Below are 19,103 nucleotides of genomic sequence, written 5' to 3'. Positions count from 1 at the left end.
AGAACAGGAGACACGCGTGAACGCAGCCAGATGGCCGCGTCGAAGGTGCCTGCGCCTTCGTACGACGGACCTTGAGACCAACGCCATGCATGCACGCAGCGCGCCGGGTGCGCGCGGCGACCCACCCCCACGATTCCCCGACCGACCCGCCTGAAGTGCGGGCCGTCCGTCGTCGCGCCTTTCCCCAACCCCTTTCACCGCCCGGCGCCGATGCGCCATGGCCGGGCGTGCCCCTGCGCGCCCCGGCCGCCCTTCTCAGCAAACCCAGGAGACAACCTTGACCCTCTTTCATGCCCAACTCTTGCGCGCCGCAACGGCCGCATGCCTCGGCCTGGCGCTGGCCGCATGCGGCGGCGGCAGTGGCGGCAACGACAACGCAGCGGCCGCTGCGCTGCTGGCCGCCGCCTCGGCCAACAACCCGCCCGCCAGCGGCAACAACCCACCGGCCACCACACCGCCGACGACCACCCCACCCGACGATCCGGCACCCGCCGATCCTGACGACGACAGCTTCGACACCTACTACAACGTGTGCCGGGGCACCAATCCCAAGTGCTATCACGACTGGGGCGCCTTCGCCTCGACGCCTGACCGTGTGCTGATCTACTCGCGCACCGCCGGTCCGCGCCACGCCAACCTGGGCACACCGATGGCCGCGGGGCTGAACCCGACGCTCAACCCCGACAACCTCATGCAGGCCGGGCTGATCCGCATGCTCAAGGCAGAGGGCATCACGGCCGACTGGACGGAGGATGTGTCGGTGCTCTCGGGCCGCATCAACAACTACAAGGCAGTGATCTTCGCCAGCCCCAACCGCGACACGCTGTGGAACGACGCGGTCACCACCAGCAAGGACGCGGCCCGCACCGCGCTGCGTAACTACATGCGCCGTGGCGGTGGCTTCGTGGGCCTGCACAACGCCTTCGGTGCGGAATACACCTGGCCCTACTACGAAGGCCTGCTGGGCAATGCCAACTTCTACAACCACGGCCCCAACCGCGCGGGCGACGTGCTGATCGTGGCCGATGACCCCTCCACCAAGGACCTGCCCAAGCGCTTCTCCTTCCAGGACGAGTGGTACAACCTCGAGCCCTTTCCGACGAACGTGAAGTTCCTCGCGACCGTGGACACCTCCACGCTCAAGCCCTTGACGGCCGCGCCGCATCCGGGCCATGAAGGCTTCCATCCGGCGGCCTGGTGCCAGTACTACGACGGCGGCCGCGCCTGGGTCACCTCGCTGGGCCACAACGGCGACTCCTTCGCGGAGAACTACTCCGGCGTGGGCTCGGAGTTCTTCCAGAAGCTGGTCGTGCAGGGCGTGAAGTCGGCCATGGGCCTGACGCCCTTCTGCACCACGCCCTGACCGGGCCACACGCGGCCGGCATCTGCCGGCCGCGCCTCGTTCTGCCTCACGCATTCTTCGGAGACAACGTCATGAGACTCACCCACCTGGCGACGGTGCTGCTTTCCGCCGGCGTCATCGGTTCCCCCCTTCTGCTGGCCGGCTGCGGCGGCGACTCGAACAACGGCGGCGTGCTGCCCATCGTGCCCGCGCCCACCCCGGCGCCGTCCCCATCGCCAACGCCCGCCCCACAGCCCGCGCCAGCCCCGGCCGCCGCGTTGTCCGACTGCTGCACCGCCGGCGACAAGGACTTCCCGAAGGTGGGCGGCAACCTCGGCAACCAGAACTACACGAGCCTGGGCGCCATCGACAAGAGCCGCGTCGGCCAGCTCGGCGGCGCCTGGGTCAACCGCGTCGAAGGCGGCGTCGTGAGCGGCAACAGCCAGAGCACCACGGTGGCCGTGGACGGCGTGCTGTACATCGAATCGGCGCAGGGCAACCTGATCGCGGTCGACGGCAAGACCGGCGCCACCAAATGGAAGTGGACGACGCCCTACGGCGCCATCACCCGCCGCGGCGCCGCGGTGGCCAAGGACCTGGGCCTGGTCTTCACCATCGGCGGCGGCAACCGGCTGGTGGCCCTGGACAAGGACACGGGCAAGGTCGTCTACGTCAAGCAGTACCCCACCTCGTCGTCCGATGCGGCCTTCCTGGGCGCGGTGCAGAAGGTGGCGCTGGTCTACCACGACAAGCGCCTGTTCATCGGCACCAACGACGGCAACCGCGGCGCCGCCTTCACGGCCGACGCGGCCACCGGCAAGGTGCTCAATGCCTTCTGGGGCGTGCCCCGCGCCGGCGAGATGGGCTACGACACCTGGGGCGGTGCACCCGACAGCGACCGCACCGGCGCCACGCCCTGGATCCACCCGGCGGTGGACCCGGCCCTCAAGACCGTGTATTGGACCTTCGGCAACGTGCGCGGCGGCTCGTCGCAGAACGGCTCGACGCGGCCGGGGCAGAACCTGTTCGCCAACTCCATCGTGGCGCTGGACATGGACACGGGCGCCTACAAGTGGCACTTCCAGTCCGTGCACCACGACATCTGGGACATGGACAACGTCATGTCGCCGGTGCTGGCCGATGTGAAGATCAACGGTGCCGACCGCAAGGTCGTCATCTACGGCAGCAAGACGGGCATGTACTACATCCTCGACCGCCGCGACGGCAGCGCGCCGCTGGGCATCGACGAGATCCCGGTCAAGCAGGACGTGCGGCAGGCCACGTCGCCCACGCAGCCCTTCCCGCGGCAAGGCGCCTGGACCGAGACCTGCATGGTCAATCAGGCCTTGGGCACCGCGATTCCGGGCGATCCGAACCGCGCCGTTCCCAACTACCTGACGGGTTGCCTGTTCGACCCGCACTGGGACGTGCCGGTGCTCACCATCCCCGGCCATGGGGGCGGCGCCAACTGGAATCACCAGTCCTTCAGTCCGCGCACCGGGCTGGTCTACACCGGCATGGGCTATGTGGCCGCGGCCCATTCGCTCACCGAGGCCAGCAACGGCCTGCGGCCGCCGGGCGAGTACCAGACCGGTGCCGTGGTGGCGGTCGACCCGAGCACCAACCTGGTCAAGTGGAAGAAGCCGATGCCGTACTCGCTCGCCCATGGGAACGGCATCCTGAGCACGGCGTCGAACCTGCTGTTCATCGGCCAGCCCGACGGCAATCTGCTGGCCCTGGACGCACAGGACGGCAGCGAGCTGTGGCGTTTCCAGACCGGCTCGGGCATCAGTGCCAGCCCCATCGCCTACGAGATCGATGGCGAGCAGTACATCGCCGTGTATGCGGGCGGCACGAGCATCCCATACGGCAACTCGGCACCGCGGGGCGACTACCTTTGGGCCTTCAAGGTGGGCGGCACCGTGCCACCGGCCGCCACGCCCACGCCGCCCGAGGTGCGCCGGCCGGTCTCAGGCTCAGCGGTGGAAGGCGCCGCGCTGCCAACGCCCAACACGGTGTTCCTGGCCCGCGTGCAGACCGCCACCAACGCACCCGGCACCACCGAGTCGACGGCGGTGAATGCCATGACGCCCACCTGGATGCGTGTGCCGGCCAATACGACGGTGACCTTCACCAATCCGGCCGACAACCCCAACACGCACTGCGCCACGCAGTTCTTCGAAGGAGCGTTCAACTTCCGTCTGGCGCCGGGGCAGTCGGCCAACTACACCTTCACGCAGAAGGGCGAGTACTTCTACAACGACTGCTACAGCCCGCGGCCTACGGGGAAGATCGTGGTGTATTGACAGGCACCCCCAAGCCGCTTCGCGGCTCCCCCTCTCTAGCGCCTTCGGCTTGGAGGGGGCGCACCCAGAGGCCTGGCGGAGCCAGTTCCTCGGGTGCCCTGGCATGGGCCGCGTCGGTTCACGACCGCGGCCCTTTTTTCCTAAGGAAGCCTCAGGTCCATGCCGAGCGCCTGGGCCACGCCGAAGGTGAGGAGCAGCACGGCCGTGAGCACCAGGATGAAGACGGCAGCGACCTTGCCCGCCGTGAGCAGTAGCGCGCGTTTGCTCAAGCCCTGACCCTGTTCGTAATGCCACTTGATGGCGAAGAACATCGTTGCGCAGAAGACGAGCGCCTTCAGAGTGATGAAGCCGACGGGAACCCATTCCATGGGACAGATTGGATACGTCGGTGCGTTGGGCGGGAACTGGGCAAATTGTCCTAGCGCACGGTTCATTCGACGCGCGGGTGTGTGCTTGCGTGCATCGTGGCGCTATCGCCGTTCGGCGCGTCGGCCGTGGCGCGCTGGTGACCGTCGTGTGGTCGGATACGGTGCTGCCGTCGGACGGAGGGACGCGCCAGTGCGCAGGCCGCCCGGTCGTCTCTGACCGTTGCACCATCCGGGGAGCTGATGACGGCCTTGTTGAGATCGAGGCCGGGCGCGGGATGGTCGTTTTGGCGTATGCGACCGATCAACCGGCCAACGGCCAGTTCGTTGCGCACCTCAGCGATAGCGCCTACTTCGTCCGTAGCAGACTTCCGGTCCGCCAGAAGAATTTGCGGCGCTTGCGGCATTAAGGTGCGTCACTTTTCCTTCCCACGCCACGATGCTGGATGGAGCGTGGTGATGCCAAGCAAGAGACCCGACGCAACAAGAAGCCAGTGGAACGCGCCACCGTCCTGTGTAACCTCGAGCGCAGCATTATGTGGATTGCCTGGTTCGTAGATAACGGAGACCCAACTCCCAATGGGACGAGTGCTCGCCTGCAATTCTGCTTGGCTGTGTTGGTGTTTGCACCCGTATGTGCCAAACGCCACACGACGACTGACGTAGCGCCTGTCATCCACAACGTACTCATAGCTCCATTCGGGACACCATAAGCGGCCGGCTTTTCCATCCGACGAAACGATCTTCACTGAGCGCACGATGCCGTCAGTTCGCGGCCAACTACTTTGCGAGCGCTCGAGGAGGACCCCCTTCACGCCGTAGACAAGGAGCGAAACACCAAACGTGGCAATCACGAACGCAAAAATCAATTGTCTCTTGGCGACCATCATCGTGCGCAAACTATCAATGCGGCAGATTCCGCATCGACTGATGAATTCCTTGCTGACAAGCGCATGTTCACGGATCTGTTCCAAACGTCTGCCATTGGCCGAAACCCGCCGGCAGAGAGGATAGCCCGAACGCCGGCGTCCGCTGCAAAGCGTAAGTTCAAGACGCTCAAGCGAGTGGCTGGCCCAGACCAACCGCAGCCGCTCTCAGACCGAGGCCGGCCCTTCGCCCCGGCACGTCGCCGCATCGTCCGCCCGCCCCAGCCAGCGCACCAAAGCCAAAGCCTCAACCACCGTCGCATGCCGTCACCCAGGCCATCGGATAGCATCGCGCCCCCCACGGCCGCAGCCTCTGCATCGCAGGCGCCTGCGCCGTGCGGACACGCCCCCATGACTGCCCACATCCACGTCGACCGCCTCACCAAGGTCTACCGCATCGCCGAGCGCGATCCGGGCCTGCGCGGGGCGCTGCGCGGCCTCTGGCGGCGGCGCTACCGGACGGTGGAGGCGCTCGCCGGGGTTTCCTTCGCGCTGCAGCGCGGCGAATTGCTGGGGCTCATCGGGCCCAATGGCGCCGGCAAGTCCACCACGGTCAAGCTGCTCGCCGGCATCCTGCGGCCCGATGGCGGACGCATCACCATCGACGGCCGCGATCCATTTGCCGAGCGCGAAGCGCATGTGGGCCGCATCGGCGTGGTGTTCGGGCAGCGCACCCAGCTGTGGTGGGACCTGCCGGTGGAAGACGGCTTCGACCTGCTGCGCGACATCTACCGGGTGGACGCGGCCGACTACCGCCGCACGCGCGACGAACTCGTCGCGCTGCTCAACCTGGAGGGCGTGCTCGGCCAGCCGGTGCGCCAGCTCTCGCTCGGCCAGCGCATGCGTGCCGAGATCGCCGCGGCGCTGCTGCACCGGCCCGACATCCTGTTCCTGGACGAGCCCACCATCGGCCTCGATGCGCCTTCCAAGCTCGCGGTGCGCGACTTCGTGTGCAGGGCCAATCGCGAGCGTGGCACCACGGTGCTGCTCACCACGCACGACATGCACGACATCGAGGCGCTGGCCCAGCGGGTCATCATCGTCGGCCATGGCCGGGTGCTGGCCGACAGCCCGGTGGAGGCGCTGCGGCGGCAGGTGCTGGCCGAGCGCCGCCTGGTGGTGGACTTCGCCGGCACGCCGCCGGACGGAACTGAACTCGCCGGCACGCCCGTCGCGACGCGGGAGGGACGCACGCTGGTGCTGCGCTTCGACCCGCAGCAGACGCCCGCGGCCGACCTGATCGCCCGCATCGCAGCGGCCCATGCGGTGGAGGACATCCGCATCGAGTCGCCGTCGATCGAGGAGGTCATCGCCCGCTTCTACGCCCTGCACGGCGCGGCCGAGGCATGAGCGACCGCCGATCGGTGCCGGATGGCCGCGCGCTGCGGCCCTACCGCGCGGCCTTCGTCTCGCGCTTCCTGCAGATGCTGCAGTACCGCACCGCGGCCTTTGCCGGCTTTGGCACCCAGTGCTGGTGGGGCGGCATCAAGGTCATGGTGCTCGCGGCCTTCTACGCGGCCGACGCTGCGCCCATGCCGCTCGCCCAGGCGGTCACCTACACCTGGCTCGCGCAGGGGCTGCTGGCCTTGCTGCCGTGGGCGGGCGACCCCGAGGTGGCGCAGGCGGTGCGCACCGGTGCCGTCGCCTACGACCGCCTGCGGCCGGTGGACGCCTACGGGCTGTGGTTCGTCCGCAGCGCGGGCTGGATCGCGGCGCGGGTGCTGCCGCGCCTGGCGCTGATGGCCGCCTTCGCGGCGATCCTGCTGCCCCTGGCGGGCTGGGGCGACTGGTCATGGCGCCCGCCCGTGAGCATCGCGGCCGGGGCGGCCTTCGGGGTATCGATGGTGCTGGCGCTGCTGCTGTCGGCAGCGCTGGTGATGCTGCTCAACGTGGCCGCCGTGGCAGCGCTGGACGCCCGCGGCATCAACATGCTGGCGCTGCCCGTGGTGATCCTCCTGTCGGGCAACCTGGTGCCGCTGGCGCTGCTGCCGGACGGCTGGCAGCGCTGGCTGCTGCTGCAGCCGTTGGCGGGGCTGCTGGACATCCCGGCGCGGATCTACTTCGGGCAGTTGGCGGGCGCGGACGCAGTTGGCGGTCTGCTGCTGCAGGTCTTCTGGATCGCGGCATTGGCGGCCGCCGGTCGGTGGGCGCTGCAGGCTGCCTTCGCGCGCCTGGAAGTGCAGGGCGGCTGAGGCCATGGCACGCAGCGGCTCCATGGGCAACGCCCGCCTGTTCCTGCGCTTCGCCGCGGCCTCGATCGCGGGCCAGGCCCGCTATCCCGCATCGGCGCTGATGCTGGCCGCCGGCCAGTTCCTGGCCACGGGCATCGAGGTCGTCGGCATCTGGGCGCTGTTCGACCGCTTCGGCAGCCTTCAGGGCTGGCGTCTCGGCGAGGTGGCGCTGTTCTACGGACTGGTGCACGCCATGTTCGCGCTGGCTGACATGCTGGGCCGCGGTTTCGACGTGCTGGGCACCGACTTGCTGCGTACCGGCGCCTTCGACCGACTGTTGCTGCGCCCGAGGCCGGTGGCGCTGCAGCTGATGGGGCACGATCTGCGGCTGAGCCGCCTGGGCCGGCTGCTGCAGGCCGGGCTGGTGCTGGCCTTCGGCAGCGTGCAGGCGGGCATCGACTGGACGCCGGCCGCCATCGCGGTGGCCGTGTTCGCCGTCGCGGGCGGCGTGGCGCTCTTCCTGGGCATCCTGGTGCTGCAGGGCGCGCTCGCCTTCTGGACGGTGGAGAGCCTGGAGATCGCCAACGTGTTCACCTATGGCGGCGTGGAGGCGGGGCAGTACCCCATGTCGCTGTACGCGCGGTGGTTCAGGCGCCTGCTCACCTTCGGCGTGCCGCTGGCCTGCGTGGCCTACTACCCCGCACTGTGGGTGCTGGGCCGCGCCGATCCGCTGGGCGCGCCCGCCTGGGTGGGCGCCGTCTCGCCCCTGGCGGGCTTTGTCTTTCTGGGGCTCGCGTTCGGCGTGTGGCGCCTGGGCCTGCGCCGCTATGCGTCCAGCGGCAGCTAGCCGCGTGCTCAGCGCAGCCGCTGCTGAAGCGGATCGCCCAGCAGGCTGAGCCGCCCGGCGCGGTCGATGCGCCAGAGCCGCTCGTTGCCGTGGCCGTCATCGGCGGTGAACAGAACGGCATCGCCGACTGCAGTGAAGCCCACCGGCATCGAATGCGCCGCGCCGGGCACCACGTCGGCCATGCGGCGCGTGCCGGCGGCCGTGCCGTCGGTGGACCAGGGCTCCACGCCATGCGTGGCATCGCCGGCCGAAAACCACAGCCGGCCCGCCGCCACCTCGAAGCGTGAGGGCGTCGCGCTCGATGCGCCGGTGGCAATGTCGGCCACGCGGCGCGTGACGGCCTCCGTGCCGTCCGAGCTCCACAGCTCGGCACCGGATTCGCCATCGGTGGCCGCGAAGTAGAGCCGCCCGTTCATCACGGCCATGGGGCTCGACAGGCTGCCGCGCGGCCCGGGCTGGATGTCCTTGACCAGGCGCGTGCCGTCGACGGTGCCGTCGCTGCGCCACAGCTCGATGCCGTGGCGGCCGTCGTCGGCCGCGAAGTACAGCGCGCCCTTCATCGCCGTCAGGTGCCGCGGTTGCGACGCGGCCTCGCCGGCTCGGACATCCTTCACCAGACGCGTGCCCTCCGCCGTGCCATCGCTCGTCCACAACTCGGTGCCGTGCTGGCCGTCGTTGGCGGTGAAGTACAGCTGCCGCCCCCCGGCCGTCAGGCGCGCGATGCCGCCGTCCTCGGGCCCGGCTCTGACATCCTTCACAAGCCGGGTGCCCTTGGCACTGCCATCGGTCACCCAGAGTTCATGGCCATGCTCGGCCGTGGTGGCGGTGAAGAACAACCGGTCGCCCACCACGGTGAGCTGCCGCACCAGGGCCCGTGGCCCCAGCGCGATGGCCGCCACGCGTACGGTGCTCTGGGCCATGCCCTGCGTCTTCCAGAGCTGGAAGCCGCCGTCCGGCTCCTTGGCCACGAAATAAAGCGCGTCCTTGAAGACCGTCAGTTCGGCGGGCAGGGCGCCATCGCTGCCGGGCGCGCCGGGGAGGCGCGCGACGGGCACGGTGCCGCGCCCGGTGCCATCGGTGCGCCACAACTGCACGCCGTGCTCACCGTCGGTCGCGGCGAAATAGATGCGGCCCCGGTATGGCGTCAGGCTGGAGGGATAGGCGCCGCGGAAGCCCGCAAGGATGTCCTTGACCAGGCGCGTGCCGCCGGCCGTGCCGTCGGTGATCCACAGCTCCTGGCCGCTGAGCGCATGCACCGCGGTGAAGACCGCACGGCGCTCACCCAGCGGCGTGAGCTGTGTGGGCGAGACGAAGGCGAGGGGCGCGCGCTGCTCGGGCAGAACGGTGCGGTCGGGGTCGGCGGCCGCTGCCGGCTGAGCCATGGCCGTGCCGAGGGACAGCGTCGCGACGGCCGCCAGCGAGAGCGCCAGACGGCAGGCATAGAGAAAAGGGGAGGGCGTGAACGCATGCATGCGAGCACTCTATCCAAAGAGGAAATGTTTTCCACTTGGAGATTCCACCCGGGTCGCGGCGGGTTCAAAGCGCCATGCCGCGCCGTCCCTCACCCCGGCCTCGGCAAACCCCTTAGACCAAACGGCCGAATGTTGACTTGTATTGCCAAATGCTTAAGTGCAGCATCCCGTTGCGCCGAACCCGGCGCGAGAGGAGACAGGCACATGAAGAAAGCAATGATCCTGGCCGCAGCCTTGTCGCTGTGTGTCGCCGCGGCCGCCAAGGGCGGAGGCGGAGGGCACAGCAGCGGCGGCGGCCTTCATTCGGGCAGCCATTCGGTGAGCGGCTACACCCGGCACGACGGAACCCACGTCGCGCCCAGCCATGCCACCAATCCGAACCAGACCAAGCTGGACAACTGGAGCACCAAAGGCAACGTCAATCCCTACACCGGCAAGGAAGGGACACGCAAGCCATGAAGCGCCGATTGCTGGGAGCGGTTTTGATTGCCACCCTCTTCGGGGGTGTGGGCGCCAACGCCGACGCGCGGGGCCGACGTGGGGGGCACTCGTCCGGCAGCCGCCACGCGACCTACAGGGGCGGTGCAGGCGGGGTTGGGGGCGGGGGTGGCAGCGGGGGCTGCGGCTCGCGCGGCGGGCCCGGCTATCGCAAGCCGAACGGCCAATGCGCCAGCCACCGGGATTGAAAGCCTCGCGGCCCTAGCGTCGCGCCGGAATCAGCGGCATCAGCAGTCGGCTGTCGTGGTCGCCACCCGTGAGGACCGTGGTCACGCCGCCGAACTCCGCCACAGGCCGGTCCTCGGGATGGTCGTGGCGCATGCGACCGGGCGGGGTCACGATGAAATCGTGGCCCTGCACCGTGAGCACAAGACGCCACCCCTTGGGAAAGACCAGGCAGGTGGGCCAGATCTCCACCTCCACCGGATAGGCCTCGCCGGGCACGAGCTTCTGCACCTCGTCATGGGCATGCCAGGGCCGCCAGGGCAGGCTGCGCGCCGGGTCCAGCTTGCGGTGCGAGGCACGCAGCCAGCCCATGGCCATGGGCACGCGTTCATGCGCGCCCACGTAGCTCATCTCCTGCCCGTCCGGATCGAAGACGCGCAGTACGACGAACAGGTCGGCATCGGTGGTACTGGACGAGACCCACAGCCGCAGCACGGCTGGGCCGGTGAACTCGGTGTCCTGCGCGAAGGGCGCGGTCGAAAAGCTCAGGCCTTCGCCCATGGCTTCGAAACTGGCCCGGCCGGCGCCGCGCGGCGGCACGTCGCCCAGCGAGCCGTCGGCGGCGTCCAGGTGGAAGGGCGTCCAGGCGGTGCACGCGAGCGGCCATTCCTGCTCCGTTCGCATCTCGGCCGTGCCATCGGCATGACGGATGGCGAGTTGCACAGGCGGCTCGCGGTCCCAGCCGTTGTCCTCGCCCGCCAGGAAGTGCTTGAAGAAGCGCTGCTGGATGGCCACGTAGTGCGGCAGGTAGAAGCTTTCGTAGTGCGTGCCGATGTGCGCGAAGAGCCACTTCTGCCGCGACCCGGCACGCAGCCAGCCTTCGAAGTTGCCACGCAGGTGCATGCCCGGGCCGCCCCAGTTGGCGGCGGACAGCAGCGGCACCTCGATGGCCGGCAGGTTGGCCGCGCGGGCACGGTTCCAGGCGTCGTCCAGCGGGTGCGAGAGGCGGTCGTTGGGATGGTCGGCGCGGCTGCCTTCCAGCAGTTCGTCCGACAGCGCGGGGCCAGTGGTGCGCTCGCCCGTGAGCCGGTCGCGGTGCGTGCTCTTGCCGCTGCCGTACTGGTTGGCCAGCACCTGGCGCGGCCACCATTCGAAGGTGAAGCTGTTGCTCAGGATGCCGCCGTGGTGCCCGCCGTCGCGGTAGAACTCGCTGGAGCCCTCCCACGGCACGATGGCCGCCAAGTGCGGTGGCCGCAAAGCCGCGACCTGCCACTGCTTGATGGCCAGGTACGACACGCCGATGAGCCCCACCTTGCCGTTGCTCCACGGCTGCGTGCCGGCCCATTCGATCCATTCGTAGAAGTCGCGCGTCTCCACCGGGCCGAAAGGGTCCAGGTAGCCCTCAGACCGGCCGGTGCCGCGCGAGTCGACCTGGATGACCACGAAGCCTTCGGGCACCCAGCGTTCCGGGTCCACCACTTCCCAGCGCAGGTAGCGGCCGGTGCTTCCCTCGGTGTCCAGGCCCGGGTAGATGCGCTTGAGCACCTGCCACTGCGGGTTGAAGGCGTCTTCGAAGTGCACGTCCTTGCCGTAGGCGCCCATGGCCATCACCACCGGATAGCGGCCGGGCGCCTCGGGGCGGAACACGTTGGCGCGCAAGGTCACGCCGTCGGACATGGCCACGGCCACGTCACGCATGAACACCAGGCCGTTCTCGACGGTGGTGCGGGTTTCCAGATTGGGCATGGCGCTCATCCTCCTCGGGCTCCTCTTCTTACTGCAGCGGCACGTTGGCCTGTTTGACGATGCGGGCGAATTTGTCCATCTCCTGGCGGAAGAAGACAGCGAACTCCTGCGTGCTCAGCGTGGCGGGCGGACTGTCCCAGCCGACCATCTTGTCCTTGACCTGCGGCACCTGCATGGCGCGCTGCACTTCGGCGGCCAGCTTCTGTACCACGGCCTCGGGCGTCTTGCCGGGCGCGAACAGGCCGACCCAGCCGCCGTTGTAGTCCATGCCTGCGACGCCGCTCTCGGCCATGGCGGGCACGTCCGGAAAGGCCGCGATGCGCTTGGCACTGGTGACGGCCAGCGGCCGGACCTGCCCGGCCTTCACCGCCATCGTGGCCGCGGCGGTGCTGAGGAAGCAGGCCGTCACCTCCTTGCTCATCACCGCATTGAGCGCCGGTGCCGCGCCCTTGTAGGGCACATGCAGCATGCGGGTGCCGGCCGTCTCGTTGAGCAGCTCGCCGGCCAGGTGCAGGGTGTTGCCGTTGCCGGGCGAGCCGTAGGTGATCTGGGCATCGGGCTTGCGCGCCGCCTCCAGGAACTGGCCGAAGTTCCTGTACGGCGAGTCGGGCGCCACCACCAGCGTCAGCGCCGGTGCGATGGTGAACAGCGTGACCGGCGCGAAGTCGGCCAGCGTGTCGTAGGGCAGGCTCTTGTAGATGCTCGGGTTGATGGCCTGCGAACCGGTGGTCACCAGCAGCGTGTAGCCATCGGGCGCGGAGCGGGCCACGGCCTCCGCGGCCACGATGCCGTTGGCGCCCAGGCGGTTGTCCACCAACACGGCCTGACCCATCTGCTGGCCGAGCTGGGTGCCAATGACGCGGGCCAGCAGGTCTGGACTGCCGCCGGCCGAAAAAGGCACCAGCAGCTTGATCGCCCGGTTGGGGTAGGCGCCCTGCGCGAAGGCGGACGTGAACGGGGCCGCAGCGAGCGCACCCAGCGTGGCCAGGCAGTGCCGGCGATGGATCATGGCGATGTCTCCTCTCTTGTGAAGCTCGGACGCGTGCGTCGAAGCGTCAGTTCGGCAGTGCGCCGGTTTCGCGCACCACGCGCGCCCACTTGTCCAGCTCGCGGTCCAGGTAGCCGCGCACGGCCTCCAGGTTGCCGCCCATGGGCTCGAAGCCGGTGGCGGCGAGGCGGGCCAGGAATTCCGGGTCCTTCTGCAGGCGCGCCACCTCGTCGTTGATCCGCTGCAACACGGCAGGCGGCGTCTTGGCCGGCGCGAAGACGCCGACCCAGGTCACGTCCTCGAAGCCGGGAAAGCCCGACTCCGCCACGGTCGGCACCTCCGGCAGGGCCGGCGAGCGTTGCGCGCCCGTCACCACCAGCCCATGCACGCGGCCGGACTTGACCAGCTCCACCGCCGCGGGCAGCGCCACGCTGGCCAGCTGCGTCTGGCCGCTCATCGCGGCGTTGAGCGCCGGCGCCGCGCCCTGGTAGGGCACATGCGTGACCGGCACCTTGGCCAGCACCTTGAACAGGTACTCGGCGGTGAGGTGCGGTGTGGTGCCGGCACCGGCCGTGCCGTAGTTGTAGCTGCCGCCCTTGGCGTCGGCCACCACCTCCTGCAGCGTGCGGGCCTTGAGGTTGGGCGCCGTGACGATCAGGTTGGGGCTGGCCGCGACCAATGCCGCGAGCGTGAGGTCGCCCTTGGGGTCGAAGCCCAGCTGCCGCTGCATCGACGGGTTGACGGCATAGGAGCTGGTGTTGATCAGCAGCGTGTACCCATCGGGCTCGGCCCGCGCGACCAGCGCCGAGGCCACGCTGCCGCCGGCGCCGGGCTTGTTCTCCACCACCACGCTCTGGCCCAGCGGCTGAGCCAGCCGATGCGCCAGCAGCCGGGCAATGATGTCCGCCGGGCCGGCCGGCGCAAAGGCGACCACGAAGCGCACCGGACGCGTGGGCCACTTGTCCTGCGCCGGCGCCGCCAGCGGCAGCGCCGCGAGGGCGAGGGCCGGCAGCAGGCGCCGCCAGAGCTTGGATGCCATGTCTTTGTCTCCTGGGAAATGGCCCGGCCGCTTCTGCGACGGCTCGGACCGGTGGGCTGCCCGGCAGCCCGGTGGCTCAGACGGAAGCGAGCACGTGCCGCGCCATCTCCTCGCGGGTGCAGATCCACACGTCGCCGGCCTGCTTCACGCGGGCCATGATCTCGTCGTAGACCCAGGCGCCGGAGGGCCGGCCCATCACGTGCGTGTGGGCCGTCACGTCCAACATCAGCGGCACCGGCTCGGCGCGCATGGCGGCGAAGGTGTCCTCGAAGGTCTCCAGCATGTGCCGCGGCCCCTGGCCGTAGCGGATGCAGGTGGGCAGGTCGTTCACGTCCATGGTGAGCGGAATGCCCACGATGCGCCTGCCGCCGAAGTCCATCACATAGGGCCGGTCGTCGTCGTTGACGTCGCCGTGGTGCAGGTAGCCCGCCTCGGCCAGCAGGCGCGAGCTGATGGGGCTGCCGGTGCCGCGCGGGCTGATCCAGCCGAGGGGCGCCACGCCGGCCGTGGCCGTGAGCAGCTCGTGATTGCGGGCGAGGTTGGCGCGCTCGCCGGCCTCGTCAAAGTAGACCGGGATCACGTCCATGCCCCACGAGTGGTTGATGACCTCGTGGCCCAGTTCGGCCAGCTTGCGCACCGTGGCCGGGTCGCGCTCGCAGATCACGCCATTGACCATCACGCTGGTGCGCACGCCGTGCTTCTGCGCAATGCCCAGCAGGCGGTGGATGCCGCGCACCAGGCCGAAGCTCGCCCAGGAATGCGCATTGGTGTCGAAGAAGCCCGGCTTGAGCACATTGCCCATCGGTCCGATGCCCGGCGCCTGGCCGTCCGACCAGGCCTCGTAGGCGATGTTGAAGATGACGGCGAGCCGGTGGCCGCCCGGCCAGCGGAAGTCGTCGGGCAGGCGGGTGATGACGGGTTCCATCTCAGACTTCCTCCTGCACCACGGGGTTGGCCAGCAGGCCCACGCCCTCGATCTCGATCTCGATGCGATCGCCCGGCTGCATCCACACCGGCGGCGTGCGCGCATAGCCCACGCCCGAGGGCGTGCCCATGGCGATGACGTCGCCCGGCTCCAGCGTGAGCACCTCGCTCAGCAGCACCAGCGCCCGGGCCACCGTCACGATCATGTGGCCGGTGTCGTCGCTCTGCATCACGCGGCCGTTCAGGCGCGACTCGACCTTCAGGCCCGCCGCGCCGGGCGGCAGGTCGGCTGCCGGCACCAGCCAGGGGCCGAAGCCGCCGGTGCCGTCGAAGTTCTTGCCGATGGTCCATTGGGCCGTGCGGCGCTGGTAGTCGCGCAGCGTGCCGTCGTTGAAGCAGGCATAGCCCGCCACGGCCGACAGGGCATCCGCTTCGGTGAGGTGCCGTGCGCGGCGGCCGATCACCACCGCAAGTTCGGCCTCGAAGTCCAGCTTGTCGGACACGCGCGGCCGCACCAGCGGCGCGCCATGGGCGATCAGCGAACTGGCACCGCGCATGAAGAAGCTGGGGTACTCGGGCGCCGCGTTGCCGCCCTCGGCGGCATGGGCGGCGTAGTTCAGGCCCAGGCAGATCACCTTGCCCGGGCGCGCGACCGGCAGCTCCCAGCGGACCGACTCGGGCGCCAACGGCTCGGCCTGCCCGAGTTGCCGGGCGCTCAGGCCATGGGCCAGCAGGTCGAGCCAGGCCGTGTCGTGCACTCCGGCGGGCACCTGGTCACCCAGGCCCCACAACTCGCCTCCGCGCTCCACGGCCCATTGGGTGGGGCGCCCTGGTGGCGTCACGCGCGCATATCTGGACATAATTTCGACAAACCCTTGTTCACTGGTGTTTGGCGATATTAAGTATCTAGAGGATGTTTTGTCGATAAAAATGGATTCAGGGATTTTCCCAGTGCCCGGGGCTGTCGCCGACGCCTCGTCGCCCACGCTGGCGCGCCAGACCTACGAGCGCCTGCGTGCCGACGTGCTGGCTGGCCACTGGCAGCCCGGGCGCAAGCTGCTGATGCACGAGCTGCGCGAGCGCTACCAGGTGGGCGCGAGTCCGCTGCGGGAGGCACTCAACCGCCTGGCCAGCGAGGAATGGGTGGTGCACAACGACCAGCGTGGCTTCGCGGTGGCCCAAGCCACGCAGGCCCAGCTGGAAGACCTCGTGAACACCCGCGTCGCGGTGGAGTCGCTGGCCATCGGCCAGGCCTTCGCCCGCCGCGGACCGGAGTGGGAGGAGCCGCTGGTGCTGGCCTTCCATCGCCTGTCGCGCACGCCCCGGTCGATCTCCGACGACGCGTATGCCGAGAACCCGGAGTGGGAGCGCCAGCACCGGGCCTTCCATCGCGCCCTGCTGGCGGGCTGCGGCTCCTCACTTTTGCTGGGCTTCTGCGAGCAGCTCTACGACCAGGCCTACCGCTTCCGCCAGCTCGCCGCCCGCGTAGCCTACAAACGACGCAACGAGCACGACGAGCACCGCGCCATCTTCGACGCCGTCATGCAGGGCGAGCTGGAACAGGCACGGACGCTGCTGGCGGAGCACTACCGGCGCACGGCCAGCATCTTCGAGCACGAGCGCGACAGTGCCGCTGCACCCGGCAAGAAGGGTTGATCGGCCCGGCCCGCGCCGCGGGCCGCGCGGTCAGCCCTCGATGCGCCGAGGCCGCGAGGCGCGCGCGGGCGGAGCATCGCGCTGCCCGGCGCGCAACTTGTCCGTGAGGGCCTGCGCAGCCTGCTGCACCGCACCGCGCAGGCGTTCGAGTGCCGTCGCGCTGGCCGCCCGGCCCTTGGCCGGCACGATGGCCACCAGGCTGCCCAGCACCTTCTGCTCGGCGCTGAAGATGGGTGCACCCACGCCGATCAGGCCCTTGTCGATCTCGCCGTGCGAGACGACCACGCCCTCCTTGCGCACGCGGCGCATGTTGGCGCGGAACTCGTCCCAGTTGTCGCCCAGACCTGCCGCCCGGATCTCCGCGGGGTGCCACAGCATCAGGTTGCGCAGCTGGTAGGGCGTGAGGTGGGCCAGGATGGCCTTGGCCGTCGCGCCCAGGAACATCGGCATCGGCTTGCCGCGCTCGTAGCTGGAGGTGTAGCTGGTGTCGGGCCACTCGGTGTCGGCGCACATCACCTTGTCGCCGTAATAGGCGCACAGCATGACGTTGACCTTCTGCTCTCTGGCCAGCGTGGCCATCACCTCCCGGGCGGCCAGCAGGATCGGATCACGCAGGCGCAGCAGGCGATCTAGCTCGATGATGCGCGAGCCGACCACATACGCGCCGCCGTGCACCGGGCTGATCAGGCCCGCGGTGGACAGCGACTTCAGGTAGCGATAGGCCGTGGCGCGCGAGCAGCCGATGTGCGCCACGATGCCCTCCTGGGTGATGGCGCTGTTGTCCTCGGTGAAGAGGTTCAGGATGCTGAGCATCTTGTCCAGGCTGCCATCGGGCGTGCCATTGCCGCGGGCGCCGCCAGCGTCGGTGGACTCGTCAGGATCGCTGTGGGACATCGGGGACGGGGCTCTCCAGGTGCGGCGGCAGTTTATCGCGCGGGCCCTTGCGGGCAGGCCCGCGCGCATGCCGGCCGCTGTGTGTTCCGGCTTACTTCCTGACCAGCGGGCAGGCCGGGTCCGGCGCCTTGAAGGCCTGCTGCGCGGGGATGGTGCGCACCACCGTGTAGTAGTCCCAGGGGCGCTTGGACTCGGACGGCTTCTTGATCTTGTAGAGGTACAGGTCGCGCATCACGCGGCCGTCCTCGCGGATGGTGCCGTCCTTGGTCATCAGGTCGTTGATCTTCATCTCGTGCATCTTCTTCATGACCGCGCCGGCCTCGTCGGTGCCGGCCGCCTGCACGGCCTTGAGGTAGTGCAGCGTGGCCGCATAGTTGCTGGCCTGCACGCCCGAAGGCATGCGGCCCGCGACCTTGTAGAAGCGCTCGGACCATTGGCGGCTCTCGGGGCTCTGGTCCCAGTAGAAGGCCTCCACCAGGTTGATGTCCTGGCCGATGGCCAGGCCCATGCTGTGCACGTCGTTGATGCCCATGTAGAGCGCCGCGATGCGCTGCTTGCCGGTGCCGATGCCGAACTCGCGTGCCTGCTTCATGGTGTTGATGGTGTCGGCGCTGCCGTTGGCCAGGCCGATCACCTGCGCCTTGCTGGCCTGGGCCTGCACCAGATAGGACGAGAAATCCGAGCTGCCGATGGGGTGCCGGATGGCCCCGAGCACCTGCCCGCCCTGCGCCTTGACGACGGCGGAGGCGTCGCGCTCCAGGGCATGGCCGAAGGCGTAGTCGGAGGTGATGAAGAACCAGCTCTTGCCGCCCTCGGCCATCACGCCCGACGCTGCGCCGGAGGCATAGGCATAGGTGTCGTAGGTCCAGTGCACGCCATTGGGCGAGCAGGCCTTGCCGGTGAGGTCGGAGGTGCCGGGGCTGGTGAAGATGGCCACGCGGTTCATCTGCCTGGTCAGCTCCTGCACGCCCAGCGCGATGGCCGAGTTGGGCACGTCCAGGATCATGTCCACGCCTTCCTGCTCGTACCACTTGCGGGCGATGGCCAGGCCGATGTCGACCTTGTTCTGGTGGTCGGCCGACACGATCTGGATCGGCTTGCCCAGCACCTTGCCGCCGAAGTCGTCGATGGCCATCTTCACGGCCTCGATGGACATCTTGCCCGACATGTCGGCAAACAGGCCCGACTGGTCGTTCAGCAGGCCGATCTTGACGACGTCGTTGGACACCGTCTGCGCATGGGCGGCGCCGGCCACGGCCAGGCTCAGCAGGCCCGCGGCGGCGCAGGCGAGGGTGGGATGCTTCTTCATGGGTTGTCTCCTGTTGTCGGTATGGGATGCAAGGCGGCAGTCGTCCGCGCTATTCCAGCTTCTGGCCGGCGAACTGGTCGATGAACACGTTGGGCTTGAGGAAGAACGAGAGCACCAGCGCGCCGTGGGGCGACCGGGCCACGTGGCGATTGCCGCGCGGTCGCCAGACATAGCCGCCGGCCCGCGCCTCGCCCTCGGCATCCACGATGGAGCCTTCGAGGATGTAGCTCTGCTCGATCTCCACATGCTCGTGCATGGGCAGCTCCGTGCCCGGCTGCCAGCGGAAGAGGGCCGTGAGCAGCCCCGTCTCCTTGTCCTGCACGAGCACCTTGATGTCGATGCCGGGCACCTGCGTCGGCTTCCACGGCAGTGCCTCCACATCGAGGTAATGGGAGGCCAGCGGGCCGAGCAGATGGGCCCCGGCCTCGCCGGGTGTTTCTAGCGCCATGACGGAT

The 19,103-nt window shown here is 69.2% G+C and carries 18 protein-coding genes; 7 read left to right on the top strand and 11 right to left on the bottom strand.

The genetic code is table 11. The features are described 5' to 3' along the window. Positions 1 to 277: 277 nt before the first annotated feature. Both ACT54X_RS15100 and ACT54X_RS15095 read left to right on the top strand, forming a co-directional pair. Entirely contained in the window at positions 278 to 1,363 is a 1,086-nt protein-coding gene (locus ACT54X_RS15100) for a ThuA domain-containing protein (RefSeq protein ID WP_476347334.1), read from the top strand. Positions 1,364 to 1,434: 71 nt separating this feature from the next. Continuing rightward, positions 1,435 to 3,648, top strand: coding sequence for an outer membrane protein assembly factor BamB family protein (locus ACT54X_RS15095; RefSeq protein ID WP_294372261.1), 2,214 nt, complete (start codon positions 1,435 to 1,437; stop codon positions 3,646 to 3,648). Between the two features lie 140 nt (positions 3,649 to 3,788). Here the strand turns inward: ACT54X_RS15095 and ACT54X_RS15090 are convergent, their stop codons facing one another. Next, entirely contained in the window at positions 3,789 to 4,016 is a 228-nt protein-coding gene (locus ACT54X_RS15090) for a hypothetical protein (RefSeq protein ID WP_294372264.1), read from the bottom strand. A gap of 413 nt (positions 4,017 to 4,429) precedes the next feature. Next, a complete protein-coding gene (locus ACT54X_RS15085; RefSeq protein WP_294372266.1) occupies positions 4,430 to 4,987 on the bottom strand; it encodes a DUF3592 domain-containing protein in 558 nt (185 codons plus the stop codon). Positions 4,988 to 5,290: 303 nt separating this feature from the next. On the opposite strand from ACT54X_RS15085, the gene ACT54X_RS15080 reads away from it, so the two are divergent. The 3 genes from ACT54X_RS15080 to ACT54X_RS15070 are packed head-to-tail and all read left to right on the top strand — an operon-like array spanning position 5,291 to position 7,957. Continuing rightward, entirely contained in the window at positions 5,291 to 6,289 is a 999-nt protein-coding gene (locus tag ACT54X_RS15080) for an ABC transporter ATP-binding protein (RefSeq protein WP_476347331.1), read from the top strand. Continuing rightward, the gene (locus ACT54X_RS15075) at positions 6,286 to 7,131 is read left to right on the top strand and encodes an ABC transporter permease (protein WP_476347329.1); all 846 of its coding nucleotides are present in this window, start codon (positions 6,286 to 6,288) and stop codon (positions 7,129 to 7,131) included. The genes ACT54X_RS15080 and ACT54X_RS15075 overlap by 4 nt, the downstream gene beginning before the upstream one ends. Before the next feature lie 22 nt (positions 7,132 to 7,153). After that, entirely contained in the window at positions 7,154 to 7,957 is an 804-nt protein-coding gene (locus tag ACT54X_RS15070; RefSeq protein WP_294372275.1) for an ABC transporter permease, read from the top strand. Between the two features lie 8 nt (positions 7,958 to 7,965). Here ACT54X_RS15070 and ACT54X_RS15065 read toward each other — a convergent pair whose 3' ends face one another. Next, positions 7,966 to 9,429, bottom strand: a complete 1,464-nt coding sequence (locus ACT54X_RS15065; protein ID WP_476347327.1) for an ELWxxDGT repeat protein — start codon at positions 9,427 to 9,429, stop codon at positions 7,966 to 7,968. Positions 9,430 to 9,633: 204 nt separating this feature from the next. On the opposite strand from ACT54X_RS15065, the gene ACT54X_RS15060 reads away from it, so the two are divergent. Next, positions 9,634 to 9,888, top strand: coding sequence for a hypothetical protein (locus ACT54X_RS15060; protein ID WP_476347325.1), 255 nt, complete (start codon positions 9,634 to 9,636; stop codon positions 9,886 to 9,888). A gap of 240 nt (positions 9,889 to 10,128) precedes the next feature. Here ACT54X_RS15060 and ACT54X_RS15055 read toward each other — a convergent pair whose 3' ends face one another. The 5 genes from ACT54X_RS15055 to ACT54X_RS15035 form a co-directional block, all read right to left on the bottom strand. Further along, a complete protein-coding gene (locus ACT54X_RS15055; RefSeq protein ID WP_476347324.1) occupies positions 10,129 to 11,838 on the bottom strand; it encodes a CocE/NonD family hydrolase in 1,710 nt (569 codons plus the stop codon). A gap of 28 nt (positions 11,839 to 11,866) precedes the next feature. Beyond that, the gene (locus tag ACT54X_RS15050; protein ID WP_294372286.1) at positions 11,867 to 12,847 is read right to left on the bottom strand and encodes a tripartite tricarboxylate transporter substrate binding protein; all 981 of its coding nucleotides are present in this window, start codon (positions 12,845 to 12,847) and stop codon (positions 11,867 to 11,869) included. A 46-nt stretch (positions 12,848 to 12,893) separates the two neighbouring features. After that, positions 12,894 to 13,865 carry a tripartite tricarboxylate transporter substrate binding protein gene (locus tag ACT54X_RS15045; protein WP_294372288.1) on the bottom strand — a complete coding sequence of 324 codons (972 nt, stop codon included), beginning with the start codon at positions 13,863 to 13,865 and terminating at the stop codon, positions 12,894 to 12,896. A gap of 76 nt (positions 13,866 to 13,941) precedes the next feature. After that, entirely contained in the window at positions 13,942 to 14,790 is an 849-nt protein-coding gene (locus tag ACT54X_RS15040) for a polysaccharide deacetylase family protein (protein WP_294372290.1), read from the bottom strand. Between the two features lies 1 nt (position 14,791). Then, complete coding sequence (locus tag ACT54X_RS15035) at positions 14,792 to 15,649, bottom strand: fumarylacetoacetate hydrolase family protein (RefSeq protein ID WP_294372292.1); 858 nt, start codon at positions 15,647 to 15,649, stop codon at positions 14,792 to 14,794. Positions 15,650 to 15,740: 91 nt separating this feature from the next. On the opposite strand from ACT54X_RS15035, the gene ACT54X_RS15030 reads away from it, so the two are divergent. After that, positions 15,741 to 16,445: an FCD domain-containing protein gene (locus ACT54X_RS15030; RefSeq protein WP_294372295.1), complete on the top strand. Its 705-nt coding sequence runs from the start codon at positions 15,741 to 15,743 to the stop codon at positions 16,443 to 16,445. 30 nt (positions 16,446 to 16,475) lie between these two features. Here the strand turns inward: ACT54X_RS15030 and ACT54X_RS15025 are convergent, their stop codons facing one another. From ACT54X_RS15025 to ACT54X_RS15015, 3 genes are all read right to left on the bottom strand, one after another. Then, positions 16,476 to 17,339 carry an IclR family transcriptional regulator gene (locus ACT54X_RS15025; protein ID WP_294372298.1) on the bottom strand — a complete coding sequence of 288 codons (864 nt, stop codon included), beginning with the start codon at positions 17,337 to 17,339 and terminating at the stop codon, positions 16,476 to 16,478. Positions 17,340 to 17,430: 91 nt separating this feature from the next. Next, entirely contained in the window at positions 17,431 to 18,648 is a 1,218-nt protein-coding gene (locus ACT54X_RS15020; protein ID WP_294372300.1) for an ABC transporter substrate-binding protein, read from the bottom strand. A 49-nt stretch (positions 18,649 to 18,697) separates the two neighbouring features. Next, complete coding sequence (locus ACT54X_RS15015; protein WP_017759469.1) at positions 18,698 to 19,096, bottom strand: cupin domain-containing protein; 399 nt, start codon at positions 19,094 to 19,096, stop codon at positions 18,698 to 18,700. Positions 19,097 to 19,103 lie beyond the last annotated feature (7 nt).

The sequence above is a fragment of the Pseudacidovorax sp. DMC4 genome (assembly GCF_056314265.1).
Note: the sequence above shows the minus strand (reverse complement) of the source record. Positions and strands in the feature narration are given on the sequence as shown.